The sequence below is a fragment of the Paenibacillus sp. J2TS4 genome, from assembly GCF_018403245.1.
GTDB lineage: Bacteria > Bacillota > Bacilli > Paenibacillales > NBRC-103111 > Paenibacillus_L.
This window is the reverse complement of record NZ_BOSH01000007.1, coordinates 155,777-176,851: the sequence shown is the minus strand read 5'-3', so window position 1 is coordinate 176,851 and position 21,075 is coordinate 155,777. Positions and strand designations below refer to the sequence as shown.

17 protein-coding genes are annotated in these 21,075 nt (G+C 49.3%); 10 read left to right on the top strand and 7 right to left on the bottom strand.

Features of this window, described 5'->3' with window-relative positions; translation table 11 throughout:
- The first annotated feature begins 48 nt into the window (after positions 1–48).
- Both KJS69_RS16590 and KJS69_RS16585 read left to right on the top strand, forming a co-directional pair.
- The gene (locus KJS69_RS16590; protein ID WP_213584896.1) at positions 49–1,287 is read left to right on the top strand and encodes an extracellular solute-binding protein; all 1,239 of its coding nucleotides are present in this window, start codon (positions 49–51) and stop codon (positions 1,285–1,287) included.
- Positions 1,284–2,141 (top strand): protein phosphatase 2C domain-containing protein, encoded by an 858-nt coding sequence (locus tag KJS69_RS16585; RefSeq protein ID WP_213584895.1) that lies wholly within the window; start codon positions 1,284–1,286, stop codon positions 2,139–2,141. Before KJS69_RS16590 ends, KJS69_RS16585 begins: the two co-directional genes overlap by 4 nt.
- A 451-nt stretch (positions 2,142–2,592) precedes the next feature.
- Here the strand turns inward: KJS69_RS16585 and pflA are convergent, their stop codons facing one another.
- Positions 2,593–3,330, bottom strand: a complete 738-nt coding sequence (pflA, locus tag KJS69_RS16580; protein ID WP_213584894.1) for a pyruvate formate-lyase-activating protein — start codon at positions 3,328–3,330, stop codon at positions 2,593–2,595.
- 170 nt (positions 3,331–3,500) lie between these two features.
- Positions 3,501–5,729 carry a formate C-acetyltransferase gene (gene pflB / locus KJS69_RS16575; RefSeq protein WP_213584893.1) on the bottom strand — a complete coding sequence of 743 codons (2,229 nt, stop codon included), beginning with the start codon at positions 5,727–5,729 and terminating at the stop codon, positions 3,501–3,503.
- Positions 5,730–6,127: 398 nt separating this feature from the next.
- Here pflB and KJS69_RS16570 point away from each other — a divergent pair, with 398 nt between their 5' ends.
- Together KJS69_RS16570 and KJS69_RS16565 are read left to right on the top strand one after the other, a co-directional pair.
- On the top strand, positions 6,128–6,994 hold the full coding sequence (locus tag KJS69_RS16570) for a formate/nitrite transporter family protein (RefSeq protein WP_213584892.1): 867 nt from the start codon (positions 6,128–6,130) through the stop codon (positions 6,992–6,994).
- Positions 6,995–7,281: 287 nt separating this feature from the next.
- Positions 7,282–8,541: a sensor histidine kinase gene (locus KJS69_RS16565; protein WP_213584891.1), complete on the top strand. Its 1,260-nt coding sequence runs from the start codon at positions 7,282–7,284 to the stop codon at positions 8,539–8,541.
- A 63-nt stretch (positions 8,542–8,604) separates the two neighbouring features.
- Here KJS69_RS16565 and KJS69_RS16560 read toward each other — a convergent pair whose 3' ends face one another.
- Both KJS69_RS16560 and KJS69_RS16555 read right to left on the bottom strand, forming a co-directional pair.
- Positions 8,605–9,789, bottom strand: a complete 1,185-nt coding sequence (locus KJS69_RS16560; RefSeq protein WP_306434414.1) for a MalY/PatB family protein — start codon at positions 9,787–9,789, stop codon at positions 8,605–8,607.
- Between the two features lie 184 nt (positions 9,790–9,973).
- Complete coding sequence (locus KJS69_RS16555) at positions 9,974–11,095, bottom strand: stalk domain-containing protein (RefSeq protein ID WP_213584890.1); 1,122 nt, start codon at positions 11,093–11,095, stop codon at positions 9,974–9,976.
- A 148-nt stretch (positions 11,096–11,243) separates the two neighbouring features.
- Between KJS69_RS16555 and KJS69_RS16550 the strand changes: the two genes are divergently transcribed.
- On the top strand, positions 11,244–11,726 hold the full coding sequence (locus tag KJS69_RS16550) for a thermonuclease family protein (protein WP_213585015.1): 483 nt from the start codon (positions 11,244–11,246) through the stop codon (positions 11,724–11,726).
- 88 nt (positions 11,727–11,814) lie between these two features.
- On the opposite strand, the gene KJS69_RS16545 is transcribed toward KJS69_RS16550, so the two are convergent.
- From KJS69_RS16545 to KJS69_RS16535, 3 genes are all read right to left on the bottom strand, one after another.
- Positions 11,815–12,591, bottom strand: coding sequence for an HAD-IIB family hydrolase (locus tag KJS69_RS16545; RefSeq protein WP_213584889.1), 777 nt, complete (start codon positions 12,589–12,591; stop codon positions 11,815–11,817).
- Positions 12,592–12,820: 229 nt separating this feature from the next.
- Positions 12,821–12,973, bottom strand: a complete 153-nt coding sequence (locus tag KJS69_RS16540; protein ID WP_213584888.1) for a hypothetical protein — start codon at positions 12,971–12,973, stop codon at positions 12,821–12,823.
- 2 nt (positions 12,974–12,975) lie between these two features.
- Positions 12,976–13,356, bottom strand: coding sequence for a GntR family transcriptional regulator (locus KJS69_RS16535; protein WP_213584887.1), 381 nt, complete (start codon positions 13,354–13,356; stop codon positions 12,976–12,978).
- 1,027 nt (positions 13,357–14,383) lie between these two features.
- On the opposite strand from KJS69_RS16535, the gene KJS69_RS16530 reads away from it, so the two are divergent.
- The 5 genes from KJS69_RS16530 to KJS69_RS16510 all read left to right on the top strand — a co-directional run bounded on the left by KJS69_RS16530 (position 14,384) and on the right by KJS69_RS16510 (position 21,064).
- Positions 14,384–14,932 (top strand): helix-turn-helix domain-containing protein, encoded by a 549-nt coding sequence (locus tag KJS69_RS16530; RefSeq protein WP_213584886.1) that lies wholly within the window; start codon positions 14,384–14,386, stop codon positions 14,930–14,932.
- A gap of 211 nt (positions 14,933–15,143) precedes the next feature.
- Positions 15,144–16,880, top strand: a complete 1,737-nt coding sequence (locus tag KJS69_RS16525) for a sensor histidine kinase (protein ID WP_213584885.1) — start codon at positions 15,144–15,146, stop codon at positions 16,878–16,880.
- A 139-nt stretch (positions 16,881–17,019) separates the two neighbouring features.
- Positions 17,020–18,639 carry a response regulator transcription factor gene (locus KJS69_RS16520; protein ID WP_213584884.1) on the top strand — a complete coding sequence of 540 codons (1,620 nt, stop codon included), beginning with the start codon at positions 17,020–17,022 and terminating at the stop codon, positions 18,637–18,639.
- 556 nt (positions 18,640–19,195) lie between these two features.
- On the top strand, positions 19,196–20,164 hold the full coding sequence (locus KJS69_RS16515) for an ABC transporter permease (protein WP_213584883.1): 969 nt from the start codon (positions 19,196–19,198) through the stop codon (positions 20,162–20,164).
- A 12-nt stretch (positions 20,165–20,176) separates the two neighbouring features.
- On the top strand, positions 20,177–21,064 hold the full coding sequence (locus KJS69_RS16510) for a carbohydrate ABC transporter permease (RefSeq protein ID WP_213584882.1): 888 nt from the start codon (positions 20,177–20,179) through the stop codon (positions 21,062–21,064).
- Positions 21,065–21,075: the final 11 nt, after the last annotated feature.

The window sequence follows — 21,075 nt, the reverse complement described above, 5'->3', positions numbered from 1 at the left end:
GGCTTCGCGCATGGACAGCATCGGAACGGAACAAGGAGGGATGTGCGAATGGAGTCTAAAAGGATATGGGCTTTCGTCTCCCTTTTCTTGCTCATCTTTGTCGGGGCCGGCTTTTACTGGTTTCGGCATGCGAACTCCAGTCCGCTGGTCAAGAGGGAGATCACCCATCCCGTCACGATAGAAGCATGGGTCTATACGAAAGCTCTGGCCTCGTCCTTCGCCGAATTTGACAGAGAGAACGACGAGGTGGAAGTCGAGACCCGGGTTTTTCGCTCCTATGAACAGCTATACGATGAGTTGACCGCGGCCATTTCGGCTCATCATGTGCCGCAGGTGGTAGAGTTAAGCAGCTTCTATGGCATTGCCCAGCTTGCCGAAACGGGGGACCTGCTGCCGTTGGACGAGCATCTGCCCGCTCGGCTGTGGGACAGCCTGCACCCTGATCTGACCGCTTATTTTCAATACCGGTCAAGCTCGTGGGCGATGCCTTATGGAGCCAGCATTCCTGTGCTGTTCTACAACCAGGATTTACTTAGGTACTCCGGTGTGAACGATGGGAGTGACGGGGCGCAGCTTAACGGCTGGAACGAGCTGATTCAGGCGGCGAGGCAGGTGGCCGCCAGTGAATATTGGGGGCTGGTCGTCGATGATGAAGCTCCTTGGTACTTTCAGAATTGGTTGTTATCCAACGGGGAGGACAAGGTCACGCCGGGCAAGGCAGCCAAGGTTCTCGCCTTGTGGCAGCGGTTGGTCGAAGAAGAGCGGATGATGCCTCCTTTGCAGCAGCAGCTGGCGGCAAGTGATTTTATTGATGGAAGAGCGGGCTTGTTTCTCTCTTCTTCCGATAAACGAGCTATGCTGGAGAAATATATAGGAGGGAAATTTTCCTTCGGGATGATGGCTATTCCGGATGCCTCCAGATTCATTCCGAAAGTAAACGGCTTGGCCGTCCTGCGCTCTTCCGAGGACAAGGAAGAGAAGGCCTTGGCTGCTCTAGCCTACATGAATCAAACCATGACGCAGGAAAGGATAGCCGAAGCTACCTCGCAATTTCCGGCCAGGCGGGAGGACGACGGTTCCCCTACCCGTGTGACCGGGTTCGATGCGTTGGAAGGGGCACGGAACCCGCTATTGTCCTTGGAAAATCGCTTTAATCCGGTGACACCGAGTATAAAGGACAAGGAGCGGTGGAAGGAGATGGAGACCCTGATCGAAGAGATAGAATTGTCGCGGGAGGTTTCGGCGGACGACCTTATTAAATCGATGGAGGGAGAACGGACGAATTGAGATTGAACATAGAACAGATATCTATCCAAGGAAGTAACGAATGGAATGAGGATGCTCTCATTGTGAGGGAAGAAGTCCATGTATATGGTGTGCTGGACGGGGCTACCTCCGTCACGCCTTATCGGGGACCCCAAGGGGAAACGGGCGGCTATCTGGCTTCTAATGTGGTCAGAAGGGAACTCGAAGCGATGGACGAACAACAGTGGGCCGCAATTCATGTTAAGGACGCTGTTCTGCAGGCCAATCAATCACTGAGGGAAGCGATGGTCTTGAGCGGGATAGATCCGGAAGACCGGGAAGCGCTGTGGACGACCGAGGTTGCCCTGGTCAGAATAGAGGAGACCCGGGTGCAATATGCCCAAACCGGCGATTGCATGATTCTCGCCGTGTACAAGGATGGAACGGTCCGAACCGTCACTCATGATCAACTGGATCACATCGATTTGCAGACCCGTAAAAGATGGAAGGCCTGCCTGTACCAGGGAATGTCTTCGAGAAAAGAAATAAGGGCGCAAGTAGAGCCCTATATTCGTAAAAATAAAGTGCTGATGAATACGCTCCAAGGGTATTCCGCCATGAACGGCCAGGCGGAGCTGGCCTCCTTCCTGGAGTATGGCGTCATTAACCGGATCAATCTGACCGGCTTGCTGCTGATCACCGACGGCCTGTTTCCGCACTCTGAAGACATCGAAGAGAAATGGGATGCCGTCTCTCTGATTAAGGAAGTTGAAGAGAAGGGACTGCGGGGCTACGCGGAAAGCCTGATCGAGCTGGAGCAGAGCGATCCCGATTGTCAAACCTATATCCGCTTTAAAACATCCGATGACAAAACAGGAATATGGATTCGTTTTTAAAGAAACAAGAACCTGGCAGCCGCCCGCTTGGCGGATTTGCCAGGTTTTTTATGCACATAAAAACTTTCGATCTATTAATTCCTTAGTGTAGTGATGCAAAAGTACAGTCATTTGGTGACTTTTGAGCTCAATTTGATGGGTTTACTGCAAAAATACAGTGGATTCAGCAATCTAGACCCAAAAATCGATTAATCGAATGATTTTACTGTATTATTGCAGGCGATGATCGAATAAGAGGTGATTCTGATCTATCATAATGTATTATTGCAGTCGATTAGCGAATATCCAGCTTCGAAGGACTAACGCCCGGCTGCTGTCGGACCGGGGGCTGGGCTGGGGCTGCTCTGCCTTATCCCTTTAATTTCGCAAATCCAGGTCTCCTTCTCGCAGGCCAAGCTGGTTGCTCACGTCTCCAGCCCTTTCAGGAACTGTACATTACGGAAAGGGAATCTTACAGGGAGCGGGAGCGATTCAAGATGGCCATTGCGAGAGCAACGCTTTCTTGGGTCGGCGGCTGCACATGCTCCAGCGGATATTTAAGGCCGAGCGCTTCCCACTTATAGACTCCGAGCTGGTGATAAGGAAGCACCTCGATCTTTTCCAGGTTGTGCAAGGTTTCAATAAACGAGGCGAGCCTCTCCAGATCGTCCCTTCCATCCGTTACGCCGGGAACCAGAACGTGGCGAATCCATACCGGGACCTTCCGTTCGGAGAGTAATCTCGCAAACTGCAGAATGTGCTGATTCGTCTTGCCGGTCAGCCTGCGATGAGCCTCGTCATCTATATGCTTAAGATCCAGAAGAATCAAATCCGTGTAGGGCAGCAGCTCGTTAAGCCTCGCCTGGAACCGGGGTTCGGTGGAATAACAACCTCCCGAGCTGTCGATAGCCGTATGGATGCCCAGCTTCTTGCATTCTTTAAACAAAGCAGTCAAAAACTCGATCTGCAGCAAAGGCTCGCCCCCACTGACTGTAATCCCGCCATTGGACGCCTGCAGATAAGGGAGGTAGGACTGCAAATCTTGCACGATTTCGTGAACGGTCATCTCTTTGCCTTGGCCGATTATCCAGGTGTCAGGGTTATGGCAAAATTGACAGCGCAGCAAACAGCCTTGAGTAAAGACGACATAGCGAATGCCGGGTCCGTCGACGGTGCCAAAGGTTTCTATGGAATGAATGGATCCTTTCATAAAGAGCCTCCTCCCTATTATCTATATAACTTTTGTCCAATGTAACAAAATGGGAGCGCGAAAGTGAGTCTAATTTACTCTAAAAGCCTTAATGCAATAAAATAGTGCAAGTCTCCGCTGCTATTCTGCTCCTAAGCCTCGTATGAGGACCGCTAGGATCCTCTATCGGACTACAAGCTGTTATGGAAAGTGCGGTTAATGACATCGATTTGCTGCTGACGGGTCAGCTTGATGAAATTAACGGCATAGCCCGAGACGCGAATCGTCAACTGCGGATATTGCTCGGGATGCTCCATGGCGTCCAGCAGAGTATCCCGGTTCAAGACGTTAATGTTGAGATGGTGGCCCGTCTTGGCGGCATATCCGTCGAGGATGCCGACCAGATTTGTTTTCTGACTTTCCACGTCCTTGCCGAGAGCTTGCGGGACGATGGTGAACGTATTGGAGATTCCGTCGAGTGAGTAATGGTACGGCAGCTTCGCCACGGTGTTGAGCGACGCCAGCGCTCCTTTGGAATCCCGGCCGTGCATAGGGTTGGCGCCTGGAGCGAACGGTTCGCCGGCCCGTCTGCCATCGGGAGTGTTTCCTGTTTTTTGTCCGTAGACGACGTTCGATGTAATCGTCAGGATAGACATCGTCTGGACGGAGTCGCGGTAGGGCTTATGCTTTTTCAGCTTAGTCATGAACGCTTTGACGATTTGAACGGCGATCTGGTCAACCCGGTCGTCGTTATTCCCGTATTTAGGGAAATCACCTTCGATGGCAAAGTCTACGACCAGCCCGCTTTCATCGCGAATCGTCGTTACTTTCGCATATTTGATCGCACTGAGCGAGTCGGCTACGACGGATAAACCGGCAATTCCGGTCGCCATCGTTCTCAGAATCTGCGTATCGTGAAGCGCCATTTCAATTCGTTCGTAGCAATATTTATCATGCATATAATGAATGACGTTAAGCGTATTGAGATACAGCTCCGCCAGCCATTCCATGACCTGATCGAATTTGCGGGTGACTTCTTCATAGTCCAGCACTTCCGACGTGATCGGTGCGAACTCCGGTCCGACCTGCATCTTGGATTTCTCGTCTATCCCGCCGTTAATAGCGTAGAGCAGCGCCTTAGCCAGGTTGGCCCTCGCTCCGAAGAATTGCATCTGCTTGCCGATTCGCATAGCGGATACACAGCAAGCGATGCCGTAATCGTCTCCGAATTCGGGGCGCATCAAGTCGTCGTTCTCATATTGAATGGAGCTCGACTTGATCGACATGGCGGCGCAATAACGCTTGAACGCCACCGGCAGCTGCTCAGACCATAGCACCGTCAGGTTAGGCTCGGGGGCCGGTCCCAAATTGTCCAGCGTGTGGAGAAAGCGGAAGGAGTTTTTGGTGACCAGCGGTCTGCCGTCCAAAGCGATGCCGCCGATCGATTCCGTCACCCAGGTTGGGTCGCCGCTGAATAGCTCGTTATAATCCGGCGTTCTGGCGAATTTCACCAGACGAAGCTTCATAACGAAATGGTCGACCAACTCTTGAGCTTGCTGCTCGGTCAGCACTCCTTGCTGTAAATCCCGTTCCACGTAAATATCCAAGAAGGTGGAGGTGCGCCCGAGGCTCATCGCCGCGCCGTTCTGTTCTTTAATGGCCGCCAGGAAGCCGAAATAGAGCCATTGGAAGGCTTCCCGCGCATTGGCCGCCGGTTCGGAAAGGTCAAATCCGTGAGCCGCCGCCATTTGCTTCAGCTCCTGCAAGGCCCGAATCTGCTCGGACACCTCTTCCCGCAGGCGAATGATGTCTTCGGACATCGTTCTGGCGCCAGTTTGCGACAGGTCCTTCTTCTTGTCGGCAATGAGCCGGTGGACTCCATACAAGGCCACACGGCGGTAGTCGCCAATAATCCTTCCGCGGCCGTAGGCATCGGGCAGCCCGGTAATAATTCCCGCTCTACGGGCGGCCATCATCTCTTCGGTATAGGCATCGAAGACTCCCTGGTTATGGGTTTTCCGGTAATCTCTAAAAATAGCAGAGAGCTCCGGACGGACCTTGTAACCATAGGATTCACAGGCCTGCTCTGCCATCCGGATGCCGCCGAACGGCTGCAAGGAACGCTTGAAAGGCTTATCGGTTTGGAAGCCGACAATCGTTTCCAGCTCTGCATTCAAATATCCGGGTTCGTGAGACGTAATGGTGGAGACGATCTCGGTGTCCATATCGAGGATGCCGCCTTGCTCTCTTTCCTGCTTGGAAAGCTCCATGACCTGATCCCACAACTTCCCCGTATTTTCGGTGGCCGGGGCCAAAAAGGATTCATCTCCCGTATAGACCGTCACATTGCGCAAAATAAAATCTCTCACATCGATTTCCTGCTGCCAATTGCCGTTATGAAATCCCATCCATTGCTTCATGATAGAACCCTCCTTAAATGAAACATAATAATTACTTGGATATATAACAGTTCTTAATTTAACCATAATATGTTTTCTGCAAGAAGAAAAGGGGGTGTCGGTGAAGAATTTGTGAAAAAAATAACAATGTGCCCAGGGACATTGAAAGTATTGGGTTTTAGTGCTTATTCGATAAATGTTTCGCTCATAGAATGGCTTCTTTGACAACGGAAATGCAGCTTTCTATTTCTGATTAGTACAGTTAATTCATAATTATGTAACAGTAAAGTCGCAGCAGAATGGAGAGCCGTATAAAATTTTGAAAAATGTCCACTTTGAAAACGTCCGAATGCTAAGTATAATGAGATCAAGCTATGTTGTTCCTTTTTTCACAATAAGGTGGGGTGGAGGGGATTCATATGACGCATCGGACGCCCCGGGAAATCGCGGAATATGCCGTGCAAAGCGGTGTGGCCAAAGCCAGGCTGCCTCTATTAAGCCTGCTTGCTCTAGGATTCGGAGCAGGGGCTTTTATCGCCTTAGGATATTTATTGAGTATTCGGGTGACGGCATCGGTTCCGGCGGAGTGGGGGAGCTTTGCATCGCTGTTGGGGGCTTCCGTATTTCCGCTTGGTTTGATCCTCGTAATAATTGGCGGAGGAGAGCTTCTCACCGGAAACATGATGACGCTGGCTATCGCCAGAATGAGCCGGCAAATAACAACTTGGCAAGTGGCTGGTAACTGGTTATGGATAACGATCAGCAATTTTGCCGGGGCTTTATTCGTCGCCTATTTCTTCGGCCATGTCGTCGGTTTGACGGAAAGCGGTCCGTATTTGGAGAAGACGATCGGTGCCGCCGCCCAGAAGCTGGACGAATCTTTCCTGCAGGCCTTCATATCGGGGATCGGCTGCAACTGGCTCGTCTCGCTGGCGGTATGGCTTGCTTATGCTTCCAACAGCACGGGCGGAAAAATTGCCGGCATATGGTTTCCTACGATGGCCTTCGTCGCTATCGGATTCCAGCACGTAGTCGCCAACATGTTCGTCATTCCGGCGGCGATCTTTGCCGGACAGTTTACATGGATGGAGTATGCAGCTAATTTTGTGCCTGTATTTCTCGGTAATGCAGTGGGAGGCTCTCTCTTTGTGGGAGGCATCTATTGGATGGCTTATCTAAGAAATGAGCCGCAGCGGGCGGTGCCCGGGATGAGGGCGGGGCATCAGACCGTTGGACCAAAGCCGAAGACTGGAAATCGGGAAGAGTACGAGCTTCAAGTGAAATGACTTTATTGTTGTATTTTCTATACCGTTTTGTAAAACGCTTCTTCCTCCGACAGGGAACAGATCGGGAAAGAGGCGTTTTTGGATGGATTGACAGCAGCGGACCCTCTTCATGCCTAAGCACCCAATTGGATTTAGCCACATCAACCTTTACTTAGCCTTCGCTTATCGTCGAAATCCGTTTTTCTTTGTCCCTAGGAAGACAGAATCAGTGCGCTGAGGGATAATATTGGTAAAATGGAGATAATCTCCATATTGGCTAAACTGGATAAGGGAGGCAGATTAATAGGATGAAGGATTTGCTGTTGGACGTCCTGGTCTTGTTATTTCCGATGTTGATCTATCAGATACTGGGACTTAGCATTGCCGGAAGCAGCCGGGAGAAATGGTTGAAGCCGTGCCTGGGGATTTTGTGCGGAATCTCGATCGTGTGCTCCTTAAACCTGCCCTTCCTCATTGAGGATGAATTGTTTGGCGATATGCGCTTTATTCCTCTTATTATTGCTGTCTTATATGGTGGATACCGGGCGGGCTGGATCGCTTCTGCCTTTTATCTGATCTGTCTCATTTTTATGGGTTGGGGGGGACTGTTTTTGGCTTATGTCTCCTTCTTTCTTATGTTTTTACTCTCTTGGGTTTGCAGCTTGTCCATTCAGGGGCGGAGTCCACGGATACGTATAGCGATAGCATCAGGCCTGGCTTTGGTAGGTTTCTTTGCCACCTTGGCTGCTCACATGTTTCATCATCAGGTCGGAATAACCTGGATATATGGGCTTGGGGTCTATATAGGAGTGGCTGGCGTTCATCTTGCTTCCGCGGCCGGGATTGCTTTCCTGATAGAGCTCAGCAACGGTTTCTCCAGAATGAGGGAACAGCTTCACCGTACCGAAAAATTGAACTTGCTAGGTCAACTGGCAGCAAGCGTAGCGCATGAAATCCGTTCGCCATTAACGGTTATTCGGGGATTTACGCAGTTAATGGAACGGAATCTCGATTATCGGAACGGAGCCTACATGAAGCAGGTGAAGCTTGAGCTGAACCGAATGGAGTTTATTATCAACGATTTTTTGAACTATGCCAAACCCCAGTTAGGCCGGATAGAAATATTGCAACTGTCCCGACTGGTCAGGGAGATCGGTGAAGAGCTATGCTCGGTTGAGGAGAATGGCCGGGTTCCGCTTATCGTTAATCCGATCCGGGAAGATCTGTATGTTCGGGGGGACGGATTCAAGCTGAAGCAGGCTTGTATTCATCTGATTCACAACGGGCTGGAGGCGCTTCACTTGAAAGGCGGAACGGTATCCGTATCAGTCACCAGAGCGAATGATGGCATTATGATCCGCATTGCGGACACGGGCAAGGGGATGACCCAAGAAGAGTTGGGGCGACTGGGGCAACCGTTCTATACGACGAAAAGCAAAGGGACTGGACTCGGCCTGATGATTACTTTTCGAATTGTGGAAGCGATGGATGGACAATTGGAGTTTACCAGCAAGGAAGGACAAGGGACGGAAGCCGTCATTCGCTTGCCGGCGCATGAAGGAGCTTGAAACAGGAAGGTTGGGCGCACCAGATATTGCAGGCCAAAGCAGAAGGGGGCCGAAGCCCCCTGCTTAGCTTGTACGCCCACGCACGGCGCGGGTAAATCGCTCCAGACCTTCGAGCATTAGTGAGCGGGGACAAGCGATATTGACCCGCAAATATCCTTCCCCTTCCGCTCCGAACACGGAGCCTTCGCTGAAAGCGACCCGGGCTTGCCGGTACATGATATCCTTCAAGACGGAGGCATCCGTTGAAATGCCCCGGCAATCGAGCCAGACCAGATAAGTTCCCTCTGGCCGGGTGACCTTCACCTCGGGCAATTCCTTCTCTACATACCGCAGCAAAGTCTCCACGTTCTCCTCCAAATACTCGAGCAGTTGATCAAGCCAGGCTTCACCGTAGTTATAGCAGCTTTCGACGGCTGCCTCGGCAAAGTAATTTTCCGATTGGAGCGCCAGAGCTCTTTGTTTGCGCTTATACAGACGCCGCCATTCCGGATTCGGAATAATCGCGCTGGAGGTTTGCAGCCCAGCGATGTTAAAGGTTTTGCTCGGGGCGATGCAGGTGACGGATTGCTGGGCGAACGTCTCGGAAAGCGAGGCAAAAGGAACATGTCGGTGTCCTTTATAGATAATGTCGCCATGGATTTCATCTGACAGTACAATGACATTATATTTCTGACACAACTGCCCTAATGTGACAAGCTCTTCTTCGGTCCAGACGCGGCCGACCGGATTATGGGGGTTGCACAGCAGCAGCATTCTGACCTGTTCCTCAGCCATCTGGCGCTCTATAAGCTCGAAATCCATCTTGTAGCTTCCGTGCTCAATCCGCAGCGGGTTGCGGACGATCTCACGGTCAGCGAGCGAGATAATGTCGTAGAACGGATGATAGACGGGAACCTGCAGCATGATGCGGTCACCGGGACGGGTCAACACATCGATCAGAATGCCCAAAGTAGTTACCACTCCCGGACTGCTGCAAATCCAGCCCTGCTCTATCTTCCAGCCATGCCTTCTCTGCTGCCATCCGATAATAGAGTCATAAAAGGATTGGGGGCGTGTCGTATACCCATAGATGCCATGCTCGGCACGGCGTATGAGCGCTTCCTTCACTTCGGGAGGAGATTCGAAATCCATATCCGCCACCCACATCGGGAGAATGTCCGGGTATCCGAACAGCGTCTCCGCTTCATCCCATTTGCTGCAAGCAGTGCCAATCCGGTCGATGACTCGATCAAAGTCGTATTTCATCATTATACGGCCTCCTTATTTGACCACTTATCGAATTATAAGCTTCTGTTTCCTTAATCCCGTCGACTTCTATTTGGCTAAACAACACCCTTTAAAAGCGGTCATTCCTAAGACTTATTAGTATTCACGACCATTATAAAGGAACAAGCCCTTTATTCAAAGGACTTGTTCCGGGGTACCTTCTTACTTATTTGTTTGCATCGAGCGAAATGTGAATAGCGCCTGTTGTTTCCTCCGTCGATACCTCTGCCCTAATGATCTTGGAGAAAAAGTCGAGCGGCACATACATCTTCTGATCCTCCAGAATTACCGGAGCGGCTCCCAGCGTAACCGGCGCCATTTTATTATAGAAATAGCGGTCGTTCCCTAGCTGCACGGCCGTCCACTGAGCCCCCTGGGACAATTCGGCCTGCCGCTGCTCATTATTCCACTCCACCGTGTAGCCCAGGTTCTCGGCGATCACCCGCAGAGGAACCATCGTTATTCCATTATTATCGGTGTAAGCCTGATCGGGCTCCAAAGTGAATTCCTTCTGCTTGACTTCAGGCTGGGGAGCAGTAGCATTCCGATCCATTGGAATGCGGAATTCCGGCGTACCGGCAGCTCCCGGGGCAATCTCATATTTACCAAAAACGACAACGACATGCCCGTCTTCAATATAGAAGGTCTGATTATCGGAAATGCCGGTAAATTCATCCTCGAAATACATATCCGGATCTTGGGCAATCTCTTGTCGGATAAACGTATCGGCTTTCTCTTTATAGCCGCTGCCCAGCAAATCCTCCAGCTCTATCCGGGAAGCCTGCTCCTTGTCCATAACATTGTATGTGTCTACCCGGGGCATTCCGTTGGCGCCCCCCGTATAGATGTAAGTATCGACCTTGAGTGAGACGATGTCGGAGTTGGCGGGCCCGCCGCTCGATTTAAGCTCGTATGTAACCTTCAGCTCGAACGGCCTGAATTCATACCCCTTCTCCTTGGCGAAGTCTGCGGCTTCTTTGGCTTCCTTCTCCAAGGCAGCCTGATCTTCCATGATCTGCTGGTAAATGGTGTCATTCAGCTGCTCTTGATATTTCTTATCCTTTAATCCTTCCAGAACTGGAATGGTCACATCTATTACCATCTCGTCTGTCTTCGATTGAACTGTTTTTGAGGTCAACTGGACCGAATTCGGATGGACGTTAACTGTAGCGGGAACGGGCTGTGCGGCAGGGGATTTTTGTTGCGATTCATTTGCAAAGGCCTGGGATCCGGAGATTAGTAAACAACTGGCTATTCCTAGGGACAACAGTTTAATGGATGACTTCATGTTGGATAACCTCCCAGTGGTTTAATGTGTTTCATTATATTTGGAGCAAAGCGGCAGTGGGTTACAAATAGGTTACCGAATTTAGGCAGCAGTGAAACCGGAAGAGGGAAAGTTTTTTAATTTATATTGGTCGGGCGATTGGTTGAAAATGAAAGTCTGCAGCTCATTAATGGACGTGTCGGAAAGAGATAAATATGGAAGGCTGCTGGCTTATCTTTGGGTGGACGATCGCATGTTCAACGAGATGCTGTTGGAGCGAGGGCTGGCCCGCGTTGCTTACGTCTATCCGCCCAACATTAAGCATGTGGATCGGTTTAGAGGCATTCAGAAGGAGGCGCAGCAGCAAGGCATCGGGATTTGGTCGATTGAAGACTATGCCCGGGAGGACGGATTCAATCCGGAGGCCGTAGCGACAATAGATTCTGCCCAAGCGTCTTCGGAGCCCGCTGTCCCTTCCGGCGAATCGTCCGGAGCCTGTTCTGAGCCGACCATCAAAGGAAATCATAGCTCCAGCGGGGAGTGGATCTACCATGTTCCCGGAGGGCAATTTTACGATAAGACCCAGGCTGAGGAAATGTTCTGCACAGAGGAAGAAGCGGAGGCGGCCGGTTATAGAAAATCCAAAAGATAACAACAAAGGACACCGTCATGGGTGTCCTTTGTTGGGCAAGGGGGAGCCGGCAGCCTGTTTCCGAATCACTTTCGGAGCGGGGACTGTATTAATAATCGATGCTTACCTCTTTTAACTTCGCGATTTCCATAAGCTTGTCAATTAGTTTCTGATCAAACTGCTCATCGACTTCGATTTGGTCCGTGGCCAGCTCGCGGAGCAACGGATGATTTCCGATCAAGACGGAACGGGCCGCTTGACGGAATAGGGGAAGATCGTTCGTGTCGTTGCCGAAGCATACCGAGTCTTCGCCGGATAATCCAAAATCGTGCACGGCGTTCCATTTATCCACCCCACCTGCAGTGATATCCAACACCTCTTCCAAGGAATGATGATGAATGTCGATGCCGAGTGTTTCCATTTCTTTCTTAAGTCGTTGGGGGTCAGAGCTTTCTGTCACTAATATTTTGACAGGCTGATCTATTTCTTCCAGGCGGATCCGATGGGCCAGCTTCAGATTATCTACCTTGGCAAGGAAGGGGTGATCATCCGCACCTTGGTAGTAATAATCCCACGCAGTATCGATCAAATAGGAGGCATGGCAGCGATCCAGCCGTACAACGGCTTCTCGGAATACCTTCTCCGGGATAGGGCGAATTCCGGCCACCCTACCTTCGTAATAAGTGACCGCTCCATTTCCTCCAATTAACAGATGATTATGGAATCGGCTATCCAGCACCGGGAGGATGTCTCGACAATGCCGCGCCGAGGCGAAGGCTACCAGGTGTCCCTGATTTTGCAGCTCGCACAGAACATCCAGAATGTCCGAGGAAACCGGCTTTCCATGAAAGCAAAGGGTGCCGTCAATATCGAAAATAAAGTTCATGCTTACGAAGCTCCTTAATCAAGTTATTGCTTTAACATGTATTCTAACCACTGATGTTGATCATTGAACTGGGGATAAGCCAATCTTATCGTTTACCTTGTTAGCTGAAAAGGGACAGTTCTTCCTAAAGTGGCCGGGTCAGGGCGGAGATGAGAGTCCATGCCCGCCCCGCTGCGTATGCCGTGAGCGTCATTTAGCCCAAAGATCAGCTAACACCCGTTGACTGTGCTTATTCCATCGAAGCATTCGGCTGCGGGAACCAGGCTCTGGCCAGCAATTCGACGCCTCTGGTCATGTGATCCTCCTCCATTGCTCCGTAGCCAAGCAGGACCGTTGGATAGGATTCCTGTTTTCCGATCCAGTAGCGAGAGGTCGGGTACACTCTTACTCCTGCTTGCTCCAATATACAAAAGGGAAATCGGTTAGCCTGCCGCTCCCATATCTGAAATCATACAGAATCGGGTTCGTGTGCCTCTCATTCTTATCTGGAAGGGGGGAGGCTGCAGGTCTGTCTCCCGTGGCTGTCTTCAGCACCCGATAACCTCTCCGGGGAATACTCTCAATATAACCTTCAGATAGAAGAAGCTGATAAGTGATTTCGACTGTATTTTTGCTTACCTTGAGCGAACGGGCACATTTTCTAATGACGGGCAGATAAGTGCCGGGAGCAAGACGCTTGCCTCGGATCTCTTCTTTAAAGTAGTCATATATTTGGTGAAAAAGAGGCCCTTTCTCAGGAAGCAGATTAATTGACACATCATCCACAGTCTTACCTCCCTTGGTCATTCAAATTAATATATTATCTCCATAACGTCTTGATGGATCTCCTTGCAGTGATTGGAGCGCGAATAGATCAGGTTCCGTACTTTTTTCGCCTGGGAGAAGGGTGGCGTCTAACTGTTTCTCCGCCTAGCTGTCATTTTTCGCACCTAGGAAAAGTGTGAGTAGAAGGGTAGCATCTAACTGTATTTTATGTAGGTAAGTGGAAGCAAATGGCGTAAATGGACTGGGCTAGATGGAAAAACTGCATTTAAAATGGAGGATTATCCCTGGTATCCCTCTTTTGGCTCAAAACAGATGGAGGTTTTCCATTTAGTTTTCGTTTAAAACCTTAAACGGAGCAAACTAGCTGCATGAAATCCATTTAGATCCCTATGCCGTGCGAGTAGACCGCTAATGCGGCTTGCGGGAAGCCACTTGACCTTAACCGCGATCGTTTGGGACAGGAGGCCTCACCTCCTAAATTCATCCAAAATACGGACAAGGTTTGATGATGGTAGCGCACCACAAAACATGCGTTCGTACATATCCATATTATATACGTTTGACTGATACACTACAACGATTGTTAGTAAATGGATATAATAAGTTTCAGATGCTTAAAGAACCACAAACATTACGGTTCGAATGGCGCTCTGTCCGACCTCACTTGCATCCCATGCCTCAAGGCGGGCTCGCGCCCTTCATGAGCTTTCCCATCCGGAGTATCTGTAAAAATAGCCAATCTCTCTGATTCAGTACAATAAATAATAATATTATCGATGTCGATAATGATTGTAAAATTTAGTGGATAAAGAATGATGCTTTCAGGGCAAGCTTTGGCATTATATTCCTTCGCTCCAAGGGCTTGTGAAGCTTCGGAGGCCCTTTCCCTCGGAATGGAACGACAGCTTTCTTTAGCGCCGCCTATCATAGAAGGTTGTTAACGATGAAGAATAAATGGTAATATCCATAGTGAGTTTAAACAAAACCCATTGCATTAAGATCAAAAACAAAAGAGAGAGGGAAAGCAATGCCGGAGAACAAAGCGGAAGTGATTCTTCATCCCATCCGTATTAGAATCATCCAATGTCTGGCTGATGGAGAGCAGTTAACCGCCCAGCAAGTGAATGACAAATTGCCGGACGTCCCTCCAGCCACTCTATACCGGCATTTAAAGAAGCTGGTCGATGCGGGAGCATTGGTCATCACCGATGAGCGGCCTAATCGGGGAACCCTGGAACGGGTATATATGCTGCCGGAACATGCAGAAGAGCTGTCAGTGGAAGAGCTTCAACAGGCCAGTCCGGAAGACCATTTATCATTCTTCGTTAAATTTATGGCACAGATCCTTGGGGACTATGGACGCTATGTACATCATCCTTCCTTCGATTTGATCCGGGACGGGGTCACCTACAGGCAGATGCCTTTATACTTATCCGATCAGGAGAATCTCGAGCTGCTCCACAAAATTCGGGAATTAATGATTCAGGCGTCCCACAACGAGCCCTCGCCGGATCGTCGTCAGCGTCTGGTAACAACGATCGTCTTCCCTGAGCCGGATTCCTCTGCAGAAGATTGAGTAGATGAGCGGCCGCCTTCGATTTTCCAGGCCGCGGTCATCATTCATTCTATAATTTTTACACATAAACTGTAATATGTCCTCTAGAAAATAGACCTCTGGCCCAATATAATTTGGCTATGAATATTCCTATATATTGGTAGGGGTCTCATTTTAAGGCTTAATGGAAGCGTTACCAAACATCCGTTGTCAAGAAAACGAGGCTGCTGTTATGTTTAGAAAAAAACGTCTTTTTACAAGCATTGGCACCAAAATGTTTCTGATTGCTTTTCTATCGGTGCTGTCCGGCTTGATCATGATCGGGGTGTTCGCCTACTCTACCGTCTACGTACTAATCAAGGACAATCAGGAAAAGTCTTTGCAATCTTCGGTCGTTCACGTTGAAGATTATTTGAAGTGGTATATGCTGAATATGCAATCCCAGCTTCTATATTTTTCCAATGTAGACATATTTGAATCCTTAAGCAGTGAAAATTACACATTGTTGATGAACAATTTAATTACATTGTATTCCGATGAAATCAATGCCGCCTATGTCGTCGAGGATGGGAAATTGCTGACCATTTCTCCTGAACTATATAAGCATTCTGTATCGGAGGATTGGTTGGAGGAGGTCGACAAGCAGGCCAAGCAATGGGGCTTTTGGTGGAGCGATCCCTTTGACTCCGGATTCGGGCGGGCGGTAACGGTGGCCAAATCGTTTCGCACTTCTGACAAATCGAGAACGATAACGGTGGCGCTGGAGCTGAACGTTGAGTCCTTTGCCAACCTCGGAGTATCCCAACCGACGGACAAAAACATCTATATATTTTCCCGCAGTGGCAAATTCGTCGCTTCTAACGTGCCCATTGATCATTACGCTCAAAAACAGCAAAGAGATAAGATGGTGCAGACACTGGGTGAGACGCTAATGGAGAAAGGGAGTGATTTTAACACCATCCACACACCGGAAGGCCGATATAAAATTATGAGAAGCAATAACAACCGCTGGGACTGGATCATCTTTGCGGTCGTTAACGAAGCCAAAGCCTATCCGCTGTTGACTTCCCTGCAGCAGCAGTTTCTGCTTATCCTGCTTATTTGGGTTACGATTTCACTCATCATATCCTACCGGCTGGCCGCCTATATCAAGAAACCAATTCGAACGATTATTCGTCAGATGAACGCCAGCTCTCACGGACGTCTGGATACCCGCATCGAAATTCGGCGCAATGACGAGTTTGGCTTGATCGCTACCCATTTTAATAAAATGATGCTCAACTTGAAGGAACTGTTCCAAAATTTAAAAGAAGCGGAAGAAAGAAAGCGTGTTCAGGAAATGAAGGTGCTGCAGTCGCAAATTCAGCCGCATTTTTTATATAACACCTTAAACGCAATCTATTGGCTCAGCGAATCGGAGCGTGCTCGGGAAATCGGGCCGTTGATTCGGGCATTGATGGGGTTGTTAAAATACTCCATTGATAAAGTAGGAGATGTCGTACCGTTGGAGGAAGAGGTCAAGCAGCTGCGCAATTATGCTGAACTGATGCGGCTCCGGTATGGCCCTGTATTTGATCTGGATATCGTGATCCCCGATTCCATTCTGACTCGGATCTCCATTCCCAAGCTGACGCTGATTACTTTGGTGGAGAATAGCATTTTTTATGGCTTGAGCAAAGCCGATCACCGCAATCATATTATTATTTCTGCGGCCGAAATGGCATTCGGTCAGTTGGTGATTGAAGTCAGTGATACCGGTCCGGGGATGCAGGAGGAGGCCATCCGGGAGTTGTTCAGGAAGCAGACGGTGAACGAAACGTTTAAAGGATTAAACAATTTAGGAATTCGCAATATCCAGGAGAGGATTCAACTCTATTACGGGTATGATTACGGACTAAGTATTGCCAACGATCGGGAAGAAGGCTTGATCGTTACGATCCGTTTACCGATTCCTCCAACCGGAAACTAAGCTGCGTCATTGTGGGCCATTCGGCTGAAGAGTTCCGGGAGAAAGGGATGGAGAGTCGCCAATTTCAATAGTTCACTTCCTCAGTGTACAGTGGATTGCTGGAGTATTGTTGATAGATTGCTTTCAGGGGGGATCTTCAATGGAAATGCTGAGAACGATGGTCGTAGATGATGAATATATCGTCAGAGAACATTTTGAACGAAGAATTCCATGGGAAGCTTCCGGGTTCACCTGGTTAGGCGCAGCCCAGAACGGACGGGAAGCCATCGAGATGATGGAGAAGGAATTGCCTCACATCGTACTGACGGACATTACGATGCCGGTGATGGACGGCTTGGAATTCGCCAAATATGTCCGGGATAGATGGCCCAAGGTGAGGGTTATTTTTTTAACGGCTCATGATGAATTCGCTTATGCCCAAAAGGCGCTGGTGCTCGGAGCCAAAAACTATTTGCTTAAGATGGGCTTGTCCAAAGAACAAATCATTCAAGCCTGTCAGCAAGTGGCCGAAGAAATTAGACAGGAATGGAACGAAGAGGAACGAAGCCGAATACGCACGGAGCAGCACGAGGAAGAGGAACGGGCGCTTAAACACCATATTATTCATCGGCTGCTGGAGGGGACGGGAGGCTCTACCGCTGAAAGTATGCGGTTTCTCAATGAGATGCTGGACTGGAATGGCCGGGATTTCGCCGTCGTATCGGTAGCGTGGGATGGATACTCGCTTATTAATCCATTGAATAACGGGCCGTTTTCCGAAGAGGGAGAGCTGCAAAAAATGCAGTGGCAGGCCGGCAAAGCGCTCGAGCAATGGGAAGAGCTATCCCGATCGTCGGGGATTCAGGCGGTTGTCTTTCCCTACAAGCGCTGTCGATTATCCGTAGTGCTGACTTGTCCTTCACATCGGGGGTATGCCTTTTTTCAGACGAAATTAAACGAATTCATCCATTGGGCTTTATCCACAGTCCGGGAATCGTTAGGTACCGAATGCTTCTTGTATGCGGGTCAGATCACTTCGCAAAGGGAGCGGCTGCCCGGAATGCTTCGGGAGGGTCAGCATAAGCTGCTTGATTATTTTTATTCCGGTCAGTCCGTTATCTTGGGACAAGACGGAAGTTCCTATCTTAACCCGGAGAAGATGAAACGGCTAGAGCTGGCTGCCAAGCTAAGCCAGTCTCTGCTTACCCGGGATTGGCCGTCGTTCATGGAAGGGGTCAAGACATTGACGCAGCGGCAAAATCCTCCCTACAGCCCCCAGTTCTTGCTCGGTGTGGCGGAAGCGGTTCTCGATAACGGCATGGAGGGAACAGAGGCGGCTGATCTGGATAAATTAAGACTCCGGTTGGACTTGATCGTTACTTGGGAGCAATATGGCCAATGGTGGGAACGGATTGCGCAGCAAATGGCCGTGCTGCCAGAGAGTCGAAGAGAGAATAAACGAATACGCAAGGAAATCCAAAAGATCTGTCAGTTGGTATCCGATCAGTATGGGGAGAACTGGAGCATTGCCAATTTGGCCGAAGCGGTACAGATGAATCCGGCGTATGTCGGGCAGCTGTTCAAGCAAGAGACAGGTGAATATTTAACCGATTACATTAGCCGGGTCCGGCTTCATAAAGCGAAGGAATTGCTGGAGCGGACGGATATGAAAATTTATGAGGTTGCCCAGAAGGTGGGGATTACCGATTACCGTTATTTTTGTAAAATGTTCAAAAGCACGATCGGAGTGACACCGACAGAATATAAGAAGTCGATATAAAAGATAGTTATCGAAGCCTCCAGATCAGACAGGGGGCTTCTAGTATTTCGTTCTTTTGTTTAATATCCCCTTGGATCAGGAGTCATCGCGCACAGTTACCGGTGGGATGGTGACATGGCTGAGTCGGGTCGGGCCAGCGAGATGGTAATTGGGCAGATTTCAGCTGGTGAACGAGCGGGTTGCTAATGAAGAGTCGATCATATGGGTAGCGGCAAGTAGCCACTTTTAGCTGAAGCTGCTGTGGTCCTGAGTCAAGGGGATAGAAGTCAAAAGGACGAGAATAGCGTTAGATGGGGTGAAGATCCAAGCATTTTATTCACACTTGCAACGTGTAACTTTAGAATAAGGAGAAGGATCTCAGACCGGGAGAGCGGTCCTTAGGGGAAGCCCAGAGGACTGCTTTTTGCTATGGCAAGGCCAAGAACGTGTCACTCACCGCAATCTATAAATTTTACACAGGTTATGAAATTTACGCTATATTATGGCCGGGCAGGCGGGGCTATAATTTAATCATACTCTTTTTGAAAGCGCTTTATAAAAAGGTAGGAGTGAGAGAATGGCGGATATTACAGTGGAAAAAGACAGGTCAGCGCCAACATTAGGACAGAAAAAAACATGGTGGACGAGAGCCGTCAAAACGGTAAAAGAATACAAATGGATGTATTTAATGCTGATTCCGGGCATGCTGTATTACCTTTGCTTCAAATATTTGCCCATGTTCGGTTTGGTCATCGCTTTCAAGGACTACAACATTATGAAGGGCGTTTTTGACAGCCCGTGGGTAGGGTTCAAGCATTTCAACGAAATCTTTCAAAGCTACGATTTTTATATTCTGCTGCGCAACACTTTAGTCATCAGCGTATTCAAAATCATTCTCGGCATGGTGCCCGATATTATGCTGGCCCTCATTCTTAATGAGATTGGCTCCAGATGGTTTAAACGGACGATTCAGACGATTTCCTATATGCCGCACTTTTTATCGTGGGTTATCATTTATGGGCTCGCGCTGGCGTTCTTGGCTCCGGGGGACGGCCTGATCAACGAAGTGATCAAGTTTTTCGGTAAGGAACCGGTTGATTTCTTAACGTCCAAAAGCTGGTTTCGGCCCATCCTGTATATAACCGAGATTTGGAAGGAGATTGGCTTTGGAGCGATCATTTATTTGGCATCGCTATCCTCCATCGATCCGAGTTTGTATGAGGCGGCGGTCGTCGACGGGGCCGGCCGCTGGCGCAAAATATGGCACGTCACCTTGCCTGGAATACGAAGCGTCATTGTGCTGCTTCTCATTATCCGCTTAGGCGGAATTCTCGACGCCGGCTTCGGTCAGATTTATATTTTCCTGAATGCCAGAGTTTACGAGGTGGGGGATATTATTGACACCTGGGTGTTCCGGCGGGGGCTGGAGGAAATGCAGTTCAGCTTTGCCGCGGCTGTCGGATTCTTTAAATCCTTTGTCGGGCTCATTCTCGTCGTCAGCGCCAATAAACTAGCCAAGAAGTTCGGCGATTCCGGCATTTGGTAAGGGGGATTATCCATGAACACACAAATTAAAACGACAGGGGACCGGCTCATTGATGCATTATTCTATACGCTTCTCACCTTGATCGGGCTGGCAACTCTGTTTCCGATGTATTATGTGGTCATCATGTCCATTACTCCGCTTAAAGAAACGATACGCAACGGGGGGTTTGTTCTCTTTCCTTCCGAGGTTACTTTCAGCGCATACCGTGCTATCTTTGAGAGCCCCCGACTGCCGCAGTCGCTTAAAATAACAACACTGATTACTGTAGTCGGAACGTTTCTCAATCTCGTGTTTACTCTGCTGCTTGCCTATCCGTTGTCACGCAAGCAAATGCCGGGCCGCAAGCTCTGCCTCTTTTTGATCGTGTTTACGATGGTCTTTAGTGGGGGCCTTATTCCGAACTATCTGGTAGTGAAGGAATTCGGTCTGCTGGACTCAATTTGGGCGTTAATTGTACCGAGCCTGATTGTCACCTTTAACCTTCTGATTGCGAAAACCTTCTTTGAAAATATGTCTATTGAAATTCAAGAAGCGGCCAAAATCGATGGCTGCAACGATTTGCAAACGTTATTCTGGGTCGTGCTGCCGCTGTCCAAAGCGATTATTGCAACTATTGGGTTATTCTATGCGGTGTCTCATTGGAACGAGTTTTTTGCCGGTATCATGTTTATTACTAACGAAAAGCTGTATCCTCTTCAGGTCATCTTGCGGGATATGCTGCAGCAGCCCAATATGAGCGTGGAGATGATGAGCCAGGTTCAGGGGCTCGAAGCCGAGCTTCCGCCCTTTTCTATTCGGATGGCTATGGTCGTAGCTACGACGTTGCCTATATTATTTGTCTATCCATTTGTGCAGAAATATTTTACGAAGGGGGTTATGCTGGGAGCGATCAAAGGATAGCAGCACGCCGC